Origin of the sequence: Pseudomonas sp. 8209 (assembly GCF_028682105.1) — a bacterium.
GTDB classification, from domain to species: Bacteria; Pseudomonadota; Gammaproteobacteria; order Pseudomonadales; family Pseudomonadaceae; genus Aquipseudomonas; species Aquipseudomonas palmensis.
In genome coordinates, this window is sequence record NZ_JANIAH010000008.1 from 1 (window position 1) to 20,600 (window position 20,600).

General features: G+C 62.9%; 21 protein-coding genes. 6 read left to right on the top strand and 15 right to left on the bottom strand.

Going from position 1 to position 20,600, the window contains the following annotated elements:
• Positions 1-141: 141 nt before the first annotated feature.
• The 9 genes from msrQ to mrcB form a co-directional block, all read right to left on the bottom strand.
• Positions 142-768: a protein-methionine-sulfoxide reductase heme-binding subunit MsrQ gene (gene msrQ / locus NP552_RS17950; RefSeq protein ID WP_123753468.1), complete on the bottom strand. Its 627-nt coding sequence runs from the start codon at positions 766-768 to the stop codon at positions 142-144.
• Complete coding sequence (gene msrP / locus NP552_RS17955) at positions 768-1,781, bottom strand: protein-methionine-sulfoxide reductase catalytic subunit MsrP (RefSeq protein ID WP_054916522.1); 1,014 nt, start codon at positions 1,779-1,781, stop codon at positions 768-770. The genes msrQ and msrP overlap by 1 nt, the downstream gene beginning before the upstream one ends.
• 63 nt (positions 1,782-1,844) lie before the next feature.
• On the bottom strand, positions 1,845-2,705 hold the full coding sequence (gene pssA, locus NP552_RS17960; protein WP_043863786.1) for a CDP-diacylglycerol--serine O-phosphatidyltransferase: 861 nt from the start codon (positions 2,703-2,705) through the stop codon (positions 1,845-1,847).
• Positions 2,706-2,851: 146 nt separating this feature from the next.
• Positions 2,852-3,868, bottom strand: a complete 1,017-nt coding sequence (ilvC, locus tag NP552_RS17965; protein ID WP_043863787.1) for a ketol-acid reductoisomerase — start codon at positions 3,866-3,868, stop codon at positions 2,852-2,854.
• 53 nt (positions 3,869-3,921) lie between these two features.
• Positions 3,922-4,413, bottom strand: coding sequence for an acetolactate synthase small subunit (gene ilvN / locus NP552_RS17970; protein ID WP_043863788.1), 492 nt, complete (start codon positions 4,411-4,413; stop codon positions 3,922-3,924).
• Between the two features lie 2 nt (positions 4,414-4,415).
• Complete coding sequence (locus NP552_RS17975; protein ID WP_043863936.1) at positions 4,416-6,140, bottom strand: acetolactate synthase 3 large subunit; 1,725 nt, start codon at positions 6,138-6,140, stop codon at positions 4,416-4,418.
• A gap of 422 nt (positions 6,141-6,562) precedes the next feature.
• Positions 6,563-6,892: a YqcC family protein gene (locus tag NP552_RS17980; protein WP_043863789.1), complete on the bottom strand. Its 330-nt coding sequence runs from the start codon at positions 6,890-6,892 to the stop codon at positions 6,563-6,565.
• Positions 6,892-7,629: a hypothetical protein gene (locus NP552_RS17985; protein ID WP_078481315.1), complete on the bottom strand. Its 738-nt coding sequence runs from the start codon at positions 7,627-7,629 to the stop codon at positions 6,892-6,894. Before NP552_RS17985 ends, NP552_RS17980 begins: the two co-directional genes overlap by 1 nt.
• A gap of 27 nt (positions 7,630-7,656) precedes the next feature.
• The gene (gene mrcB, locus NP552_RS17990) at positions 7,657-9,978 is read right to left on the bottom strand and encodes a penicillin-binding protein 1B (protein WP_274096990.1); all 2,322 of its coding nucleotides are present in this window, start codon (positions 9,976-9,978) and stop codon (positions 7,657-7,659) included.
• Positions 9,979-10,096: 118 nt separating this feature from the next.
• Between mrcB and NP552_RS17995 the strand changes: the two genes are divergently transcribed.
• The 3 genes from NP552_RS17995 to NP552_RS18005 all read left to right on the top strand — a co-directional run bounded on the left by NP552_RS17995 (position 10,097) and on the right by NP552_RS18005 (position 12,548).
• Complete coding sequence (locus tag NP552_RS17995; RefSeq protein WP_274096991.1) at positions 10,097-11,659, top strand: bifunctional aminoglycoside phosphotransferase/ATP-binding protein; 1,563 nt, start codon at positions 10,097-10,099, stop codon at positions 11,657-11,659.
• Positions 11,660-11,763: 104 nt separating this feature from the next.
• Positions 11,764-12,108, top strand: coding sequence for a pentapeptide repeat-containing protein (locus NP552_RS18000; RefSeq protein ID WP_043863793.1), 345 nt, complete (start codon positions 11,764-11,766; stop codon positions 12,106-12,108).
• Positions 12,109-12,275: 167 nt separating this feature from the next.
• Entirely contained in the window at positions 12,276-12,548 is a 273-nt protein-coding gene (locus tag NP552_RS18005) for a TfoX/Sxy family protein (RefSeq protein ID WP_043863794.1), read from the top strand.
• A gap of 245 nt (positions 12,549-12,793) precedes the next feature.
• On the opposite strand, the gene NP552_RS18010 is transcribed toward NP552_RS18005, so the two are convergent.
• The 4 genes from NP552_RS18010 to NP552_RS18025 are packed head-to-tail and all read right to left on the bottom strand — an operon-like array spanning position 12,794 to position 16,386.
• On the bottom strand, positions 12,794-13,693 hold the full coding sequence (locus NP552_RS18010; protein WP_088514008.1) for a ChaN family lipoprotein: 900 nt from the start codon (positions 13,691-13,693) through the stop codon (positions 12,794-12,796).
• 10 nt (positions 13,694-13,703) lie between these two features.
• Entirely contained in the window at positions 13,704-14,471 is a 768-nt protein-coding gene (locus NP552_RS18015; protein WP_274096992.1) for a heme ABC transporter ATP-binding protein, read from the bottom strand.
• Positions 14,471-15,508 carry a FecCD family ABC transporter permease gene (locus NP552_RS18020; protein WP_088514006.1) on the bottom strand — a complete coding sequence of 346 codons (1,038 nt, stop codon included), beginning with the start codon at positions 15,506-15,508 and terminating at the stop codon, positions 14,471-14,473. The genes NP552_RS18015 and NP552_RS18020 overlap by 1 nt, the downstream gene beginning before the upstream one ends.
• Positions 15,505-16,386, bottom strand: coding sequence for a heme/hemin ABC transporter substrate-binding protein (locus NP552_RS18025; RefSeq protein WP_274096993.1), 882 nt, complete (start codon positions 16,384-16,386; stop codon positions 15,505-15,507). The genes NP552_RS18020 and NP552_RS18025 overlap by 4 nt, the downstream gene beginning before the upstream one ends.
• A gap of 166 nt (positions 16,387-16,552) precedes the next feature.
• Between NP552_RS18025 and NP552_RS18030 the strand changes: the two genes are divergently transcribed.
• The gene (locus NP552_RS18030) at positions 16,553-16,870 is read left to right on the top strand and encodes a Rieske (2Fe-2S) protein (RefSeq protein ID WP_043863799.1); all 318 of its coding nucleotides are present in this window, start codon (positions 16,553-16,555) and stop codon (positions 16,868-16,870) included.
• Here the strand turns inward: NP552_RS18030 and sfsA are convergent.
• Together sfsA and NP552_RS18040 are read right to left on the bottom strand one after the other, a co-directional pair.
• Complete coding sequence (sfsA, locus tag NP552_RS18035) at positions 16,863-17,573, bottom strand: DNA/RNA nuclease SfsA (protein WP_043863800.1); 711 nt, start codon at positions 17,571-17,573, stop codon at positions 16,863-16,865. The genes NP552_RS18030 and sfsA overlap by 8 nt on opposite strands.
• Positions 17,573-18,745, bottom strand: coding sequence for a pyridoxal phosphate-dependent aminotransferase (locus tag NP552_RS18040; protein WP_274096994.1), 1,173 nt, complete (start codon positions 18,743-18,745; stop codon positions 17,573-17,575). The genes sfsA and NP552_RS18040 overlap by 1 nt, the downstream gene beginning before the upstream one ends.
• A 210-nt stretch (positions 18,746-18,955) precedes the next feature.
• On the opposite strand from NP552_RS18040, the gene dksA reads away from it, so the two are divergent.
• Entirely contained in the window at positions 18,956-19,402 is a 447-nt protein-coding gene (gene dksA / locus NP552_RS18045; protein WP_043863802.1) for an RNA polymerase-binding protein DksA, read from the top strand.
• 66 nt (positions 19,403-19,468) lie between these two features.
• Positions 19,469-20,356, top strand: coding sequence for a tRNA glutamyl-Q(34) synthetase GluQRS (gene gluQRS / locus NP552_RS18050; RefSeq protein ID WP_043863803.1), 888 nt, complete (start codon positions 19,469-19,471; stop codon positions 20,354-20,356).
• The last annotated feature ends 244 nt before the right edge of the window (positions 20,357-20,600 follow it).

Here is a 20,600-nt window from a genome sequence, read left to right on the forward strand (position 1 = left end):
TTTTCACCGCTACCGATCTTTCGATCGAAGCACCTCCAGCCTGACCTGAAACGTCCAACTCGTTGATATTCAAGGAGTTTTTCGTTCCGACTGCGCCGGAAGTGGGGCGAATTATAGAGAGATTAAATCGTGCGTCAAGGGCTAATTTGAAACTTTCGTCACCGATACACGCTTGCGCCCTCCCAGACGGGGAATGCGCCTCTCTATAGAAGGCACTCTCAGCAGCATCAACAACCCACCGATGACCGCGTACACCGTCCATTCCTTGAGGTCTGCCCGCACTATCCACAGAAAATGCAGCAGCCCCAGACCCAGGATCACGTAAACAAGCCGGTGCAGCTTCTTCCACCGCGCGCCCAAGCGGCGCTGGCTGTAGCGGTTGGAGGTCACCGCCAGTGCCAGCAGCCCGACAAGCGCCAAACTCCCAACAATGATGTAAGGGCGCTTGCGCAACTCGACGCCCAACTGCCCCCAGTCCAACCCGAGGATAAAGAACAGGTAGGCACACAAGTGCATCAGCACATAGGCAAAGCACCACAGGCCGAGCTGCCGGCGCACCACGATCCAGCCAGACCAGCCTGTCAGCTTCTGCAACGGCGTCATGCAAAGCGTTACCAGCAGCATGATCAGAGCACCCTGCCCCATCCTATCCACCAGCACCTTGCCCGGATCGGGGCCCAGCGCATCGAGCACAGCCTGGGCCAGCCAGTACAGCGGCCAGACACAAGCCAACAGAAAGGCCGCGAAACGAAACAGTGGATAGCGCATCAGTAGTTCTTCCGCAGGTCCAGGCCGCTATATAAAGAAGCCACTTCGTCCGCATAGCCGTTGAACATCTGCGTATCGCGAACGTTGGGGCTGAACAGGCCGCTGGGCAGCCTGCGCTCACGGGCCTGGGTCCAGCGCGGGTGGTCCACCGTGGGGTTCACGTTGGCATAGAACCCGTACTCTTCAGGCGCGATGTTCTGCCAGGTGGTGCGCGGCTGCTGCTCGACCAGGCTGATACGCACGATGGACTTGATGCTCTTGAACCCATACTTCCACGGCACCACCAGGCGCAGCGGCGCACCGTTCTGGTTGGGCAGTTCGCGGCCATACATGCCCACCGCCAGGATGGCCAGCGGGTTCATCGCCTCATCCAGTCGCAGCCCTTCCACATAGGGCCAGTCGATCAGGGCGAAGCCCGAACGCTGCCCGGGCATGTGCTTTGGATCCTGCAGGGTTTCGAAGCGGATGTACCGGGCCTTGGAGGTCGGTTCCACCTGCTTGAGCAATGCCGAAATCGGAAACCCCAACCAGGGGATCACCATCGACCAGGCCTCCACACAACGCAGCCGGTAGATGCGCTCTTGCAACTGATAAGGCTTCATGAAGTCTTCGAGCGCATAGCGGCCCGGCTTACCGACCTCGCCATCCACCACCACCGTCCATGGCGAAGTCGGCAGCGCACCCGCGTTGGCAGCAGGGTCGCCCTTGTCGGTACCGAACTCGTAGAAGTTGTTGTAGTGCGTCGCATCCTTGAACGGCGTGATCGCTTCACCCTTGACCGTTACCGCCTGCCATTGGGTGCCCGGCAGTTTTTCGGCAAACCAGTTGGGGGCAGCACCGGCGTCGACGTCCGCATACTGCGAAACCTCGGCGGCAGCGGCCCAGCGCGGCAAGCTGCCGACCGCCAATGCAGCCGCAGTGCCACCCAGCAGAGCGCGTCGGGAGAGATAGAGGGACTCAGGCGTGATATCCGATTCTTTGCAGTCGGAAGGCCGGGACAGCTTGATAAGCATAAAGACTCCGTAGAACCGGTGAGCTGATGCACCAGTAGACTACGGAGCCTTGGGGAAATTACATCACTGCTCGGTGGTTTTCTTGCGACGCGAACGCAACAGGTACTGGATAGGACCCGACGCGGCATACGCGAGGAAAATCAGCAGCAGAATGCGTGGCGGATCGCTGAACACCACCGCGAACACCAGCACCACCACAAGGATCGCCACAAACGGCACCCGCCCCTTGAGGTCCAGCTCCTTGAAGCTGTTGTACTTGATGTTGCTGACCATCAGCATGCCGGCAGCCGCCACCAGCAGCGCCACCAGGAACGAGAGCTTGGAACCCTGGATGCCATAGTCGCTGAACGCCCAGACCGTACCCGCAACCACGCCGGCTGCCGCCGGGCTGGCCAGGCCGATGAAGTAGCGCTTGTCGGCCTTGCCGACCTGGGTATTGAAGCGTGCCAGGCGCAATGCCGCACCCGCCACATAGATGAAGGCAACCATCCAGCCGACCTTGCCCATGTCACCCAGCGCCCAGCCGAAGGCCAGCAACGCCGGGGCCACGCCAAAGGCGACCATGTCGGACAACGAGTCGTACTCGGCGCCGAAGGCGCTCTGGGTGTTGGTCATGCGGGCAACACGCCCGTCCAGACCATCGAGCACCATGGCGACGAAGATCGCGATGGCAGCGAAAGCGAAGTACTTGCTCGCTTCGCGCGGATCACCGGCACTCAGGGCGCTCTGCGCACTCATGGAGTTGATGATCGAATAGAAACCGGCGAACAGGTTCGCAGTGGTGAACAGGTTGGGCAGCAGATAGATGCCGCGATGCCGTACCTTGCGTCCTTCGGCGTCATGCCCTTCTTCAACATGCTCATCGATCGGTAGCAGGCTTTCGGCGTCAGAGGCCTTGTTCGGCTCTTCGGGACGTTCGCTCATGGACATTACCTTGCAACGGTTTGGAAAGTTTCGACAGACGTCTGCGACGAGGGTTCGCCGGCAAACGATGAAGCTTTATACCAGAAGCTGACTGCCTAAACGAAAAAACGCGGCCGAAGCCGCGTTTTCATCGCATCAGATCAAGATCAGTTCTTGGCCTTGTCGACGATTTTGTTCGCTGCGATCCAAGGCATCATCGAGCGCAGTTGCTCGCCGATGACTTCGATACCGTGGGCAGCGTTGTTGCGACGCTTGGCGGTCATCGAAGGATAGCCGGTAGCGCCTTCGCTGATGAACATCTTGGCGTATTCGCCGTCCTGAATGCGTTTCAGGGCATTGCGCATGGCCTGACGGGATTCGGCGTTGATGACTTCAGGGCCGGTCACGTACTCGCCGTATTCGGCGTTGTTGGAGATCGAGTAGTTCATGTTGGCGATACCGCCTTCGTACATGAGGTCAACGATCAGCTTCAGTTCGTGCAGGCACTCGAAGTAGGCCATTTCTGGCGCGTAGCCCGCTTCAACCAGGGTTTCGAAGCCGGCCTTGACCAGCTCGACGGTACCGCCGCACAGAACGGCCTGCTCGCCGAACAGGTCGGTTTCGGTCTCGTCCTTGAAGGTGGTTTCGATGATGCCGGTACGGCCGCCACCAACGCCTGCGGCGTAGGACAGGGCAACGTTCTTGGCATTGCCGGAAGCGTCCTGGTAGATGGCGATCAGGTCAGGGATACCGCCGCCTTTCACGAACTCGGAACGCACGGTGTGACCAGGCGCTTTTGGCGCGATCATGATCACGTCCAGGTCAGCACGTGGAACGACCTGGTTGTAGTGGATAGCGAAACCGTGGGAGAAGGCCAGGGTGGCGCCCTTCTTGATGTTCGGCTCGACTTCGTTCTTGTACAGCTGCGACTGGAACTCGTCCGGGGTCAGGATCATGACCAGGTCGGCACCGGCAACAGCGCTTGCCACGTCAGCCACTTTCAGGCCGTGGGCTTCGGCTTTGGCAACGGTGGCCGAACCTTTACGCAGACCGACAGTGACATCCACACCGGAGTCTTTCAGGTTGCACGCTTGAGCGTGGCCCTGGGAACCATAACCGATGATGGCAACTTTCTTGCCCTGGATGATCGAAAGGTCGCAGTCTTTGTCGTAGAAAACTTTCATGAAAATACCCCTGGTTATCTCGGCCCTTTCAGGCCATTCGCTAATTTTTTGAGTTAGATGCTGAGCACTTTGTCGCCACGGGCAATGCCGGTGACACCACTGCGTACTGTTTCGAGAATGGACGCGGTACCAATCGACTGGATGAAGCTGTCCAGCTTGTCGCTGGTGCCCGACAGCTGCACGGTATAGACCGTGCTGCTGACGTCGACGATCTGCCCACGATAGATATCGGTGGTGCGCTTGATCTCGGCACGCTGCGCACCCGTGGCCTTGATCTTGACCAGCATCAGTTCACGCTCGATGTGCGCGCTTTCCGACAGGTCGACCAGCTTGACCACTTCAACCAGCTTGTTCAGGTTCTTGGTGATCTGCTCGATCACCTCGTCATGACCGACCGTGGTCAACGTCAGGCGCGACAGGGTCGGGTCTTCGGTCGGGGCGACGGTCAGGCTTTCGATGTTGTAGTTGCGCTGCGAGAACAGGCCGACCACACGGGACAAGGCACCTGGTTCGTTTTCCAACAGCAGGGAAATAATGTGCCGCATGATTAGGTCCGCTCCGTCTTGCTCAGCCACATATCGCGCATCGAGCCGTCTTTGATCTGCATCGGATAGACGTGCTCGCTGTTGTCGACCTGGATATCGATGAACACCAACCGGTCTTTCATGGCGAAGGCTTCCTCGAGCTTGGGCTTGAGGTCCTTCAGGTCGGTGATGCGGATACCCACGTGACCATAGGCTTCGGCCAGCTTGACGAAGTCAGGCAGCGATTCCATGTAGGAGTGCGAGTGACGGCTGTTGTAGGCCATGTCCTGCCATTGGCGAACCATGCCCAACACGCCATTGTTCAGGTTGACGATCTTTACCGGCAGGTCGTACTGCAGGCAGGTAGAGAGCTCCTGAATGTTCATCTGGATGCTGCCCTCGCCGGTGACACAGGCAACGTCCTGATCCGGGAAGTTCAGCTTGACGCCCATGGCCGCCGGGAAACCGAAGCCCATGGTGCCCAGGCCGCCGGAGTTGATCCAGCGGTTCGGCTTGTTGAAGCGGTAGTACTGCGCCGCGAACATCTGGTGCTGACCCACGTCGGAGGTGACGAACGCATCCCCCTTGGTGACTTCGCACAGGGTTTCGATCACGGTCTGCGGCTTGATGACGCTGCCATCGCCCTTGTTGTACGGGAACATGATGCCGTCGCCACGCCATTCGGCAATCTGCTTCCACCAGGCATCCATCGCCGCCTGATCAGGCTTCTCGCCGATTTCGCGCAAGGTGGCGAGCATTTCGCTCAACACGCTCTCGACCGGACCGACGATAGGCACATCGGCCTTGATGGTCTTGGAGATCGATGCCGGGTCGATGTCGATGTGGATGACCTTGGCATTCGGGCAGAACCGCGCCGGGCCGTTGACCACACGGTCGTCGAAACGCGCACCGACGGCCAGGATCACGTCGGCATGGTGCATCGCCAGGTTGGCCGTGTAGCTGCCGTGCATGCCGAGCATGCCCAGGAACTGACGGTCGGTGCCCGGATAGCCACCCAGCCCCATGAGGGTATTGGTGACCGGCAGGTTGAGCAGTTGCGCGACCTCGGTCAACGCAGCCGAGCCACCACCGAGGATCACGCCACCGCCGGAGTAGACGATCGGGCGCTTGGCGGCCAGCAGCATCTCGGCGGCCTTGCGGATCTGACCCGAGTGCCCGCGAACGGCCGGGCTGTAGGAGCGCAGCTTGACCTTTTTCGGGTAGACGTACTCGAACTTCTCGGCCGGGTTGGTCATGTCTTTCGGAATATCGACGACAACCGGGCCAGGACGACCGGATTCAGCCAGGTAGAAGGCTTTTTTCAGGATTTCAGGAATTTCCGAGGCATGTTTGATCATGAAGCTGTGCTTCACGATCGGCCGCGAGATACCGATCATGTCGGTTTCCTGGAAGGCATCGGTACCGACCATGGTGCTGGGCACCTGACCGGAGAGGATGACCATCGGGATGGAGTCCATGTACGCCGTGGCAATACCGGTGATGGCATTGGTGGCACCCGGACCGGAAGTCACCAGTACCACGCCGGCCTTGCCGGTGGCACGGGCATAGCCGTCGGCCATGTGGGTTGCCGCCTGCTCGTGGCGAACCAGGATGTGGCTTACTTCCGGTTCCTTGAACAGGGCATCGTATACATGCAGGAGAGCACCGCCAGGGTACCCGTAGATGTGCTTAACGCCTTCGTCACGCAAAAAGCGGACGACCATTTCAGCGCCAGATAAAAGCTCCACGTTGTTCACCTCTAAAACGCCAGAATACCGTCCAGGCAGGACGGGTCTTAATAGGTTTACTGCCAAGTAGAGCATGAGCGACGAAATCGCCGACTACGTCAGCACTGACTGAGCAAGTATTGGGAGCGCCCCAAAGTGTTGCGGGGTTTTCCCACCCAGCGCGAGGTAACGCGTTGCGGGGTGTAACAGGTCGGCGCGGGTGTGCGCCTCATGATCTGCTTAGCGGGTCTGCTTCTGGCAGTCCCTCTACAGCGGAAACTGGATTCTTCTGATTCTGCGCCTGCAAGTCAAGAAAAATTATTGCCAATTTTTCCAAATGACGATCCGCAGCCACCACGAATTACAAAGACAGCAGCAGAAAAACAAACTTCAGAAACAAAAAGAGCCACAATCTGCGGCTCTTAGGGTGAAAATAGGGAAATTCAGGCAGAAGCACTGATCAATTGGTCAAACTCTGCTAATAGACGACGCAACTCGCGACTTTCTTGCGGCCGATCCACGTACACCGTTTCAGCCATCACCAGGATGCCCGAGGCACTGGGCAGCGGCGCACCGTTTTCGAGTATCTGTTTCATCTTCGGCAGAAAGATCCACTGCAGCCACTGATCGAAGTTCATGGCGTCGACGGCGAACGGCGTGGTGCTGGCCAGGGCTTGCGCACTGGGCGCCTCGGCGGACCACCAGCCCTGCCTGTGCAGCTCGTGCTCTATCAGCAGCAGGTGGTCTGCAATCGCCAGGATGCGCGCCTCCATTACAGGCTGACCTTGGCTTTCTGGCGAGCCAGCGCGGCGCCGGCGGCGTCACCCTGCTTGTCGCGCGCCTGGGCGATGATGTCCCACAGGCCGGCCTGCAGATCGGGGCGACCGTTGGCGTAGGTCAGGGCACGTCGCGCCAGCTGTTCGGACTGCGCCGCATCGCCCTGGGCCAGTCGCACCTGGGCCAGACGGTAGAGTACCTGCGGTTCACGCGGGGCAATGCGCTGGGCACGCTCAAGGCTGGACGAGGCGCCGTTGAGATCGCCCCCGGTCTGCTGCGTCTGCGCCGTGGTCAACAGCGCCAGCACCGGGCCATCGAGCTGTTCGTCAGCCGAGAGGCCGCCGCTGCCGGCGTTCGAACTGGGAATGCCGGTGGGTGCGCTCGGTGCGCTGTAGCCACCGCTGCTGGTGCTCGGGAACGGCGCCGAATTCTGCGGGCCTGGGGTAATCGGCCCGGTGTCGATCGACGCTGGCCCGGTAGGCGCCGCAAAGGTCTGGATCGGCTCGGAGCCGGCGCCCTGGGGCACCATCACCGTCACCCCGGAATCCTGCGGCATCGCCTGCGCCTGGCGAGTACCGGTGTTCACGGCAGCGCCGGCACGGTTGGCCGACACTCGCTCGCTGTTGGAAACCCGCGTCCCTGAATCCACTACGGGGATCGAGCCACGCTGCACGCTGGCGCAACCTGTAAGCAAAGCCAGTGCCGTCAAGGCAGGAAACAACCACTTGTTCACGTCACACCCTCTTTGCTGTGCTTTGGCTTAATTCATCCAGCCCTTGACCCAGTCCATCACGGACTCGGCAGGTGCCTGCTCGCCGCCACAGGCGGCGCCGGCCACTGGCTCACTGCCGCGAATATACGGCATCTGTACCGCGCCCGGGCAGCTGGCATCGGAACCTTGGCCGGTATGCGGATCGACCCAGGCCTGCACCACGTTGTCAGGCTGTGGCATGTCCAGCGGCAGCGGGTCGGCCTTGCGCATGAAGCTGGTCCAGACCTGCAACGCGCCGGTGGCGCCGGTGAACGGTGTCTTGCCGTTGTCATCGCGACCCAGCCACACCACTGCCAGCAGGTCCTGGCTGAACCCTGCGAACCAGCTGTCACGCGAATCGTTGCTGGTACCGGTCTTGCCGGCCAGGTTCAACGAACTGGGCAATACACTGTAAACCGAGCGCCCGGTACCTTCACGCATCACCCGCTGCATGGCGTTCTGCACCAGATAGATGGACCCCGGGTCGAAGGTCTGCTGGATCTGGAACGGGTAGCGCTTGAGCGGCTCGCCCTCGGCGGTCAGCACGCTGCGGATGCCTCGCATCGGCGTGTTGAAGCCGCCATTGGCCAAGGTCTGGTACATGGTCGCAACCTGCACCGGCGACATGCCCCCGGCACCCAGCAGCATCGAAGGGAAGGCCGGCCAGTCGACGTTGACACCCAGGCGGCCAATGGTCTTGAGCACGTTGGGCACGCCCACTTCCAGGCCAAGCTTGGCGGTCGACAGGTTGTAGGAATTGGCCAGCCCCTGGTACAGGAAGATCGTGCCATGGGCGCGCCGGTCGTAGTTCTGCGGCTTCCACACCTGGCCGTCGGCGCCCTTCACCGAGAAGGGTTCATCCTGCACCCAGCTGGTGAGGGTGAACTGGCTCGGTTTTTCCAGCGCGGTCAGGTACACCGCGGGCTTGACCAGCGAGCCGATGGGACGCACGGCGTCGATGGCACGGTTGAAACCGGCAAACCCGGCCTGGCGGCTGCCGATCAGTGCCTGCACCTCCCCGGTTTCCGGGTTGGTCACCACCATCGCCGCCTCGACTTCGTCCGCCCCCTTGCGCCCGCTGAGGCGCTTGAAGGTTTCGTTCATCGCCGCTTCGGACTTCATCTGCAGGATCGGGTCGAAGCTGGTGAAGATACGCAGCCCCTCCTCGGTCAAGTCTTCGTCACGGTAGTCCTGGCGCAACTGGCGCTTGACCAGATCGAGGAAGCCGGGGAACGAGCTGTCCGCCAGGCTGCCGCGCTTGGTCACACCCAGTGGCATTTTCTTCGCGGCCTCGACCGCTTCGGGGGTCGCCACGCCCTGCTCGGCCAGCAAGTCGAGCACCAGGTTGCGACGCGTCAGCGCGCGTTCCGGAGAACGACGCGGGTTGTAGTAGGACGGTCCCTTGACCATGCCCACCAGCAGCGCCACCTGGTGCAGCTTGAGCTCGGACAGCGGCTGGCTGAAGAAGAACTGGCTGGCCAGGCCGAAACCGTGCACCGCACGCTGGCCATCCTGGCCCACGAACACCTCGTTGAGGTACGCCTCGAGGATGTCGCGCTTGCTGTAGTGGGCTTCGAGCAGCAGCGCCATCATCGCTTCGTTGAGCTTGCGGCTGAGGCTGCGCTCGTTGGTCAGGTAGAAGTTCTTGACCAACTGCTGGGTCAGGGTACTGCCGCCCTGGCGCATGGCGCCGGACGAGGTGTTGACCCATATGGCCCGCGCAATCGACTTGGGCGACACCCCGAAGTGGTGATAGAAGTCACGGTCTTCCACCGCCACCAGGGTTTCGAGCAGATAGGGCGGCGCCTGATCGAGCTTGATCAGGATGCGGTCTTCGAGGTTCTTCGGGTAGATGCCGCCGATCAGCAGCGGCTCCAGGCGCACCACGTCGAGCTTCGAGCCATTGGTACCGCTCAGGCCGGCAACGTAGTCGCCCGAGAAGCGTACGCGCACGCCCTGGGCTTTTTCCATGCCTTCATAGAACTGGAAGCCGCGGGTATTGAGGTCGATGGTGTTGCCATTGACCGAGGCTGCGCCCGGGCCGTTGGCCACGCTTTCGCGGCGATAGCCCAGGGCATCGAGCTCGATCAGGAAGTCGTTCTTGCTCAGCTTCTGCCCGACGAACAGCTCGAGCGGGCGTGCGTAGACCTTGGCCGGGATGGTCCAGCGTTTGCCGGAGAATTTCTCCTGGACCACGGCATCGAGATAAACCGCAAAGCCGGCCAGCACCACAAGGCCGACCAGGCTGAGCTTGAGGGCCCAGCCCAACCAGGCGCGCGCGCGGCCAGAAGGGCGTTTTTTAGAGGTATGGGAAGATCGGGTACGAGTCATGGCGGCGGATTATACGCACTTTATGGCTTGTCGACAGACGCCCTCCGGCGGTTTGCAGCGGCCCCGCTTGCCGCCATAATGGTCGATTCGAATCTCCCACGACCCAGAAGGATCGACCGTGAGCCAAGCCTTGATCGCCGCCCTGCAAAACCCGGCCCTGTTTGCGCACCCTGTAAAGGAATTCCAGGTCATCGAGACGCACATTTCCTGGGTGCTGCTCACGGGCGAATACGCCTACAAGATCAAGAAACCGATGAACTTCGGCTTCCTGGACTTCACCGAGCTGTCGGGTCGCGCGCATTTCTGCGCCGAAGAACTGCGCCTCAACCAGCGCCTGACCGACGACCTGTACCTGGAAGTACTGCCCATCACCGGCAGCGTCGAGGCCCCGCAGCTGGGAGGTGACGGCGCGCCGATCGAGTACGCGCTGAAAATGCGCCAGTTCCCCCAGAACCAGATGCTCAGCACGCTGCAGGCCAATGGCGAACTGACCGCTGCGCATATCGACCAGATGGCCCGCCAGATCGCCCAGTTCCACCTGGCCGCACCGAAAGTGGCTGTCGAACACCCGTTGGGCACGCCCGACAGCGTGATGGCTCCGGTTGAACAGAACTTCGAACAGATTCGCCCGTTCCTCAGCGACAAGGCCGACCTGGTGCAGCTCGATGCGTTGCAGGCCTGGGCGCGCAGCAGCTTCGATCGACTGCACGGCCTGTTCGAAACGCGCAAGGCCGAAGGTTTCATACGCGAGTGCCATGGCGATATCCACCTGGGCAACGCCACACTGATCGACGGCAAGGTGGTGATTTTCGACTGCATCGAATTCAACGAACCCTTCCGCCTGACCGATGTGTACGCCGATACGGCGTTCCTGGCCATGGACCTGGAAGACCGCGGCCTCAAGTCGCTGGCGCGGCGCTTCATCAGCCAGTACCTGGAAATCACCGGCGATTACGCCGGCCTCGAACTGCTGAACTTCTACAAGGCCTACCGTGCGCTGGTGCGGGCCAAGGTCGCGCTGTTCAGCATGCCGGCCGACGCCGATGGCGTACAACGGGCCACCACCCTGCGTCAGTACCGCAACTACGCCAACCTGGCCGAGAGCTACAGCGCCATCCCGTCGCGCCTGCTGGCCATCACCCACGGTGTGTCGGCCGTTGGCAAAAGCCATGTCGCCATGCGCATGGTCGAAGCACTGGGTGCCATTCGCCTGCGCTCGGACGTTGAACGCAAGCGCCTGTTCGGCGAGCAGGCCGAGCAGGCCGCCGGTCAGCTGCAACAAGGCATCTACGCCGATGACGCCAGCCAGAAGACCTACCAGCACCTGCATCAGCTGGCCGGAACAATCCTGCGCGCGGGGTTCCCGGTGGTGATCGATGCCACCTACCTCAAGCAGGCACAGCGCCAGGCCGCCGCCGACGTTGCCAGCGAAACCGGCGTTCCCTTCCTGATCCTCGACTGCAATTCACCGGACGCCGTGATCGCCAGCTGGCTGGCACAGCGCCAGGCCGACCAGAACGACCCGTCCGACGCCACTCTGGAAGTGGTCGCCGCCCAGCAAGCCAGTCGCGACCCGCTGACAGGCGAAGAGCTGCTCAAGGCCAAGCGCGTGGAAACCAACGAAAGCGGCAGCCTGGATGAACTGGTCAAGCAGATTCGCCAGCGCCTGCCCGGCCTTTAAAACGGCGAGGGCGTGAAGCAGTCCACACTTCACGCCTCTATCTCGGGCGCCTCCGCACAGTGGCACTATAATGCCATCATCAGGCCACACAAGGAGGCGCCCTCATGAACCAGCCACGCCAGCTCGACAGCGCGCTATACGCTCTGGTGCACAAGGAACACATCGCGGAATTCAATCGTGAGAAGCCCAGGAACGCCATTGTCGACTTCAAGGATGGTGACTTTCGAGGACTGGACCTGCGCAAGCTGGACACCGAGGGCATCGATTTCAGTGGCGCCTACTTTCGCGCCTCCGACCTGCGTGGGCTGGACCTGCGCGAGAACTGCCTCGAAGGTGCCAGCCTGGCCCATGCGCAGATCTCCGGCACCTACTTCCCCGCAGAACTGAGTGCCGACGAGATTCTGATGTCGGTCAATTTCGGCACCCGCCTGCGTTACCGCACCCGCTGAAAGCATCTGCCGACAGCCACCGCCTGGTAATGCCGGCGGTGGCTGCAGGCCCCGCCGTGCACCGCCCATGGCAAAACGCCGCGTATTTTCCAACTGCCGCTACACTCCTTCTTGACCTGCCCACGAATCAATCTCCAGGACCCGTTCAGCCGTCGCAAGGAGGCTTGATGAACGATGAACTTCAGCATCTGAAAAATCTTGGCAAGACGTCGGCGCAGTGGCTGCATGCGGTGGGCATCCACAGTCTCTCGGACCTTCGTCGGCTGGGCGCGGTGAACGCCTACCACGCGGTACGCAGCCGCGGCTTTCGTGCCTCGAAGGTGCTGCTCTACGCGATAGAAGGCGCGCTGCTGGATGTGCACTGGAACGACATCCCCGTTGAACGCAAGGATGCGCTGAACAAACAGCTGGATGCCAAGGCGCCCTGCAAAAATAATTGAAATAAGCAGAATGAAAGGATTGACTTCGAAATGAGAATCGTTATGATTATCACAACTGGTCGCGAGACTGGTTGGATATTCTGAAAGACCTTGGTTCGGACTCTCAGATTATCTCCTCATCAGGCTAATCACGGTTATTGACCCGGCACTTTGCCGGGTCTTTTTTTGCCTGGGATTTGAGTTGCCTGTCATGGCCTATGCACTGGCAAGCCAACGAAAAGGGCACCACACATTCACAGCCTGTATCACCCGCCCTTGCGCAGGCTCGCGCAGTAATCCTGCTCGGCCACGCCAGCGGTAAACCACACGTAATCGGCCATGCCTGCGTCCACCTTTTCCCCCACCTGCGCCAGCATCAGCACGCTGGTGCCCTGTTCTACCCCCAAGTCCAGCAGATGCAAGGGCACGCCCAGGTCGTTGCGCACGTGATAGGCCCCCGCCAACAGCAGGGCCGGCGTCGGCGCCTGCATCAGGCGCTGGGCAATTCGCCGGTCACGCTGCTGCTGTACCGCCAGCATGGCCGGCATCTGCGATTCAGGCAGCAGCCCGCAATGCCCTTCACGTACCTGGTCGAGCAAGGCCTGGGTAACCGCAGCGGTCGTAGCGTGCTGCCCCTCCAACTTCGGTACCTGGCGGTAGATATCCCGCACCTCGGCGCGATCAAGGTTCGCCGCCAGCAACGGATAGGGCTGCCCCAGCGCATGGCGCACGATCGGGCCATACAGGGCCCAATCCCAACCTGATTGCCAGTGCAGCGCCGACACCAGGTCGACCGGTAGCGTGGGCTGCTGCTTGAGTGCATCCACCCGCGCCTGCTGCGCCGGCTCCAGCATCTCCAACAGCAGGCTGCCCTGCGGCCGTTGCTGCTCCAGCGCGCGTAACAACCACAACTGCAAGGCATGGTGATCGGGGTTGTCGTGCTGCTCCCCCACCAGCACCCGCGGTGCCGCAGCCAGGCGCCGGACCAGTTGCTCCGGTGTCAGTAACCGGCCTGTGCTCAACTCGCGGATCTGCCCCAGCTCGGCATGCTCGCGTCCCTGCGGGCCTTGCCACTGCGGCAGTGGCGCCAACGCTGCGCCGGACTGGCAAGCGCTCAGTCCCAACGCCAGCAGCAACAGGGTGCCAAACAGCAACGTGCGAGGCATGGGCGAGCTCCTAGCGGGCGATGATGAGCGGGTGCCCCCGCTCGGGGTGAGGTTGAACCAGTACTTCAAGGCCGAACACGGCGCGCAGCGCTTCGGGCCGAAGCACCTGTTCAGGGGTATCCAGCGCATGCGGGCAGCCACGTTCGAGCAGCAGGATGCGGTCACAATAGCGCGCCGCCAGGTTCAGGTCATGCAGGATCACCAGTACCGCCGCACCACGGTCGGCAAAGGCTCTGACCGCCTGCAACGTGGTGTGCTGATGCAAGGGGTCGAGCATGGACGTCGGCTCGTCGAGCAACAGCGTGCAGCCGTCGCCCCCTGGCCAGAGCTGCGCCAGCACCCGCGCCAGGTGCACTCGCTGACGCTCGCCCCCCGACAGCGCCAGGTAGCTGCGCCCCACCAGGTGCCCGGCATCCGCCGCCTCCAGCGCCTCGACCACGATTGCCTGGTCGCGCACCTGACCAGTGCGGTGGGGCAGTCGCCCCATGGCCACCACCTCCTCGACACGAAACGCAAAGCCCAGGCTTGAAGTCTGCGGCAGTACCGCCAGGCGTTGTGCCCGCTCATGACCGCTCCAGTCGCCCAACGCACGCTCATCCAGCAGCACACGGCCATGAGGGGCAGGCAATTCGCCGCACAACGCTGCGAGCAAGGTGCTCTTGCCAGCACCATTGGGGCCCAGCACACCCAGCACCTGCCCCGGCTCGATGCCCAGGGTGATGCCATCGAGCACCCGGGTCTGCCCGCGCACCACCTGCAGGTTCTCCACCCGTAGCATCAGGCACGCCCCCGTAGCAGCAGAAAAAGGAAGAAGGGGGCACCGATAAATGCAGTGACGATGCCAATCGGCAGTTCTGCCGGCGCCAGTGCCAGCCGCGCGATCAGGTCGGCGAACAGCAGCAGCGACGCTCCGGCCAGCAGCGACGCCGGCAGCAACACGCGATGGTCGGGGCCGGACAACAGTCGCACCATGTGCGGCACCACCAGCCCGACAAAACCGATCAACCCCGCCGCCGCTACCGCCGCCCCCACGCCCAGCGCGGTGCAGAACACCAGTTCGCGCTTGAGTGTTTCGACCTCGATACCCAGGTGGCGCGCCTCCGACTCACCCAGCAGCAGGGCATTGAGCGCCTCGGCCCGGCGTGGCAGCCACCAGGTCACCACCACCGCCACCAGCAACAACGGCCACAGGCGCGTGTAGCTTGCGCCATTGAGACTGCCCAGGTTCCAGAACGTCAGCGTACGCAGCGTGGCGTCATCGGCAAGATAAGTGAACAGCCCCACCACCGAGGCGGCCAGGGCGGTCAGGGCGATGCCCGCCAGCAGCATGGTGGCGACACTGGTCTGACCGTCACGCCGGCCCAACCGGTAGACCAGCGCCGTCACGCCCAGCCCGCCGAGAAAGGCGAAGATCGACAACAGATAGGGCGCGAACACCTCGGGCACGCCCCCCAGCCAGTTGCCGCCCACAATCGCCACCGCCGCCCCGAGTGCAGCACCGCTGGACACCCCGACCAGGCCGGGGTCGGCCAGCGGGTTGCGAAACAGGCCCTGCATCGCCACCCCGGAAATCGCCAGCACCGCGCCGACCACCAGCCCGAGCAAGGTGCGCGGCAGACGAATCTGGCCCAGGATCAGTTCGGCCTGCTCCAGCCCCTGGGCCTGAATCGGCACGCCTATCAGGCGCAGCCCGGCTCGCAGGGTGTCGAGCAACGGCAGGCTGACCGGCCCCAGGGCCAATGACAGCCACACCGCCAAAAGGCACAGCAGGCTCAGGCCGATGAACAGAGCACGCGGTGGTACCAGTCGATTCATGGGGCCAGTTGCGCCTTGGCCGCCGGGTAGAAGGCTTGCGCCAGCGCTTGCAGGCTGGCCGGCTGACGCGGCCCGAGGCCGCCCACCAGCAAGGTCGGGTCAAGTTCGACCAGACGCTTGTCCCGTGCTGCGCGAGAGGCCGCCAGCGCCGGGTTTTCCTTGAGCAGGGCCTGCAGCGCCGCCTCGCCCGACAGGCTGCGATCGGCAAACACCAGCACCTGGGGGTTCAGCGCCGCCAGCGCCTCGACCGAGAAGTTCTTGTAGCCGTCATTGTCGGCCAGGTTGCGCCCGCCGGCCTGGCGAATCATCCAGTCGCCTGCGGTCCCCTTGCCCGCGATCATCGGCTTGGCACCGCCATGCCCCACCAGCAGAATCACGCCAGGGGCCGCCTGACTGCCCTGCACTGCCTTGATTCGTGCCGCCAGCCCGTCAAGCTGCTGCCAGTACTCGCCGAACAGGCGCTCTGCCTGTGCCTCGTCGCCCATCAGGCGGCCCAGTTGCCGGAGGTTGCCATGCACGGCCTGCAGCTCGGGCGTGCTCGAAAACAGCTCCACCTTCACCCCGGCCCCCCGGAGCTGCTTGAGCACCTCTGGCGGGCCCATTTCCTCGGTGCCCACCAGCAGGTCCGGGCGCAAGCTGAGCACCCCTTCGGCCGACAGCTGACGCTGGTAGCCGATGCTGGGCAGCGCCTTGAGGCTCGCCGGGTGCTGGCTGGTGGTGTCGACGCCCACCAGCCGCGACTCGCCGCCCAGCGCCACCACCCACTCGCTCAGCGCACCGCCGGCACTGACCCAGCGGGTGGCCAGGGGTTCGGCCTGGGCCGCCGAGTTGAAAACAAGCCCGATACACAGGGCGATCAGGCTGGCACGTCGGCGCATAGCAAGGCTTCCTTAGATGAAGGCGGACCGTTGTCCAGGTGGATAACGGTTGGGCAGTGCCCGTACTCGCGGTATAAAGACGCCGGGCACGGCTATTGCGGGCAATTTGATAATTATTTGCATTTGGACGTCAAGCCGACTCTCGTTTCTTCAAGTGAACCTACCCATGCACCTTCTTTGCCGCCCGTCCGAGCTGGGCGAGGGCCAGAGCCGCGGCTTCAAGGCCGCAGGCATCGACCTGTTCGGCGTACGTCGCCAGGGCCGCGTCTACCTGTACCGCAACCGCTGCCCGCATCGTGGCATCGGCCTGAACTGGGAGGCAGACCAATTCCTGGACCCCAGCGCCCAACTGATCGCCTGCGTTCATCACGGCGCACTGTTCGTGCCGGAGTCCGGTGAATGCGTGGCCGGCCCCTGTACCGGGGATGCATTGCAGGCCCTGGACTGCCGGGAAGACAGCCAGGGCATCTGGCTCATTACGTGAGCATCACCGGCAATGCGCGGTCGATGCTGATCTGCTCGCCGTCCAGGTGCACGCCGTAGGCCAGCACCTCGACACCTTCGGCTGCCGCTGCACGCAAGGCCGCGGCATAGGCGCTGTCGATTTCCTCGGCCGGGCGCACCGCATCGATGCCGCTCAGGTTCACGCAATACAGTTGTACCGCCCGCACACCCTGGCGCACCAGTGCCGACAGTTCGCGCAGGTGCTTGGCGCCACGTTGGGTCACCGCGTCGGGAAACGCCGCTATCCGCGAGCCGTCGAAGCCCAGGGTCACGCTCTTGACCTCGACATAGGCCGGCCCTGTGGGGTACTCCAGGCGAAAATCGATGCGGCTGCGTTCCTCGCCATAGGCCACCTCCCGCCGGAGCGCCGTGAAGCCGGCCAGCTCGGTGATGCGCCCGGCGTGCAGCGCCTCTTCGACGATGGCATTGGCCCGCCCGGTGTTCACACAGGCCAGCCGGCCTTGCGGGGTCTCGGCGATTTCCCAGGTGCCCGGCAATTTGCGCTTGGGGTCGCTGGACCGACTGAACCAGACCTTGCCGCCCTCCAGCATGCAGTTGAGCATCGACCCGGTGTTGGGGCAGTGGATGGTCATCTGTTCGCCGTTGGCCAGTTCGATGTCGGCCAGAAAACGCTTGTAGCGCCGCAGCAGGCGCGCCTGCTCAAGTTCGGGGAAAAAACGCATCAGCCTTGCCAACTCCGCAAACCGCGGGCGATCCGCTCGACCGCCTGCTGCAGGCGCGGCAGGCTCTGGGTGTAGGCAAACCGCACATGGTGCCCGGCCTGGTGACGACCGAAGTCCAGGCCCGGGGTGAAGGCTACGTGCTCGGTTTCGAGGAAGTACTGACAGAACGCGAAGGCATCACCGCCGAACGCGCTGATATCGGCGTACAGGTAGAACGCCCCTTGCGGTTCCACCGCGATACCGAAGCCCAGCTCGCGCAGGGCCGGCAACAAGAAGTCGCGACGCCGCGCGAACTCGGCGCGACGCTCCTCGAAAATCGCCAGCGTGCGCGGTTCGAAACAGGCCAGCGCAGCATGTTGGGCCATGCTCGGCGCACTGATGTAGAGGTTTTGCGCCAGCTTCTCCAGGTCGGCGACCGCTGCAGGCGGCGCTACCAGCCAGCCGAGGCGCCAGCCGGTCATGCCGAAATATTTTGAGAAACTATTCAGCACGAAGGCTTCGTCATCGACTTCCAGCACGCTGGGGGCGTCGATGCCGTAGGTCAGGCCGTGATAGATCTCGTCGACCACCAGGTGGCCATTGTGCGCACGGGTGGCCTGCGACAGGCTGGCCAGTTGCTCGCGGTCGAGCACCGTGCCGGTGGGGTTGGCGGGCGAGGCCACCAGTGCACCGACGGTCTCGTTGTCCCAGTAACGCTCGACCAGGTCGGCATTGAGCTGGTAGTTGGCCTCGGGGCCGACCGGCACCAGTTGCGCACCGCCCTCGACCAGGCGCAGAAAGTGCCGGTTGCACGGGTAGCCCGGGTCGGCCAGCAGCCAGTGCTTGCCTGGGTCGACCAACAGGCTGGCCGCCAGCAGCAATGCGCCCGAGCCGCCCGGGGTGATCAGGATGCGCTGCGGGTCGATGTTCACCCCGTAACGCTGGGCATAGAACCCGGCAATCGCCTCGCGCAGCGCAGGCAGGCCACGTGCCGCGGTGTAGCGCGTGTGGCCTGCGGCCAGGGCAGCCTGGCCGGCTTCGACGATGGGCGCGGCAGTGGTGAAGTCCGGCTCGCCGATCTCCAGGTGGATCACGTCATGCCCGGCTGCCTGCAGTTCGTTGGCCCGCGCCAGCAGCGCCATGACATGAAAGGGTTCGATGGCGCGACTGCGCGCACTGTAGGGCTGGGCCATGGCCTTCTCTCAAATGGGTCTAAAATGATGATTCTACCCATGCATGGGAACGAACGTGTGGGTAAAGCCGTGGTCAACCGGGGAGACAACCGGGAGTAGCGCGCCCCGATTCGATCTGGTAAGTTCGGCGGCTCGCAGTCGCAGGGCCGGCGGGCGCCGGAGATGGAGAAGCCTGCGCAATGGATTAGAAGAGTGAGAGGCGGTCTATTCATGTCCACCCAAGAAAAGAAACAAACCGTTCAAGCCGTTGGCGACTTCACCCCCTATGAAGCTGGTAAGGGTGAGGAGTACATGAGCGATGACATGCGGGCCCACTTTGTCTCCATCCTGAACAAGTGGAAGCAGGACCTGATGAAGGAAGTGGATCGGACTGTAGACCACATGAAGGAAGAGGCAGCCAACTTTGCCGACCCGGCAGACCGTGCCAGCCAGGAAGAAGAGTTTGCGCTGGAACTGCGCAATCGTGACCGCGAGCGCAAGTTGATCAAGAAGATCGACAAGACGCTGCAACTGATCCAGGACAAGGACTACGGCTGGTGCGAAGACTGCGGTGTTGAAATCGGTGTGCGCCGCCTGGAGGCCCGCCCTACCGCTGACAAGTGCTTCGACTGCAAGAACCTTGCGGAAATCAAGGAAAAACAGGTCGGCAAGGCCTGACCTGAACAGAACGGGGCGCTCAAGGCGCCCCGTTTCATTTATGGCTGTCGGATCTACCCGCCTGTGATGAACACCCCGCGCTACATCGGGCGCTTCGCCCCCACCCCCAGTGGTTTTCTGCATTTCGGCTCGCTGGTCGCCGCCCTCGCCTCGTGGCTGGACGCACGCGCCGTGGGCGGGCAATGGCTGCTGCGCATGGAAGACATCGACCCGCCGCGCGAAGCCCCCGGCGCACAGGCCGCCATCCTGCACACCCTGGAAAACTACGGCCTGCACTGGGACGGCGCAGTGGTGTACCAGAGCCAGCGTCACGACGCCTATGCCGCCGTGGTGCAGCGCCTGTTCCAGCAGGGCCTGGCGTACGCCTGTACCTGTTCGCGCAAGCAGCTGGAAGGGTACAACGGTATCTATCCGGGCCTGTGTCGCAACCTGGGCCACGCCCAGGAGGACGCGGCCATTCGCCTGCGCGTGCCCGAGCTGAGCTATCACTTCACCGACCGTCTGCAGGGCCGCTTCGAGCAGCACCTGGGACGCGAGGTGGGCGACTTCGTGATCCGGCGCCGCGATGGCCTGTACGCTTACCAGCTGGCAGTGGTGCTGGACGATGCCTGGCAAGGCGTGACCGATATCGTGCGCGGCGCCGACCTGCTCGACAACACCCCGCGCCAGCTGTACCTGCAGGAGCTGCTGGGCCTGTCGCAGCCGCGCTACCTGCATGTGCCGCTGATCACCCAGCCCGACGGGCACAAGCTGGGCAAGTCGTATCGCTCGGCACCGTTGCCGGCGGACCAGGCCACACCCTTGCTGTTGCGGGCCTTGCGTGCTCTCGGCCAACCGGTCGAGGCGGGCATGGCGCTGGGTACGCCGAGCGAGGTACTCGCGCACGCCGCCCAGCACTGGAATACCGACGCCCTGCCCCGGCGCCTGAGCGTGCCGGAAGCCGACCTTCATTGATCGCTGCCCACTGCTGACACAGGCGTTGAGCCGTTCGCTGGCAGGCCAGCGCCCATCGGTGCACCGTTGCCCTCCAGGCCAGTACAGAACCTGGGCAGCGAAGAGGCCGGAACAGCTTGCACAAAGCCCAACAAATTCAATTCGTTGGGCATTCTGGCGAAGGTCGTTTGCAGGCACCGGCCCTTCCGTTACCATCGACGCCGATTTGCGCCAATAATAAGCCCAGGCACGCAGCGTCCACAGC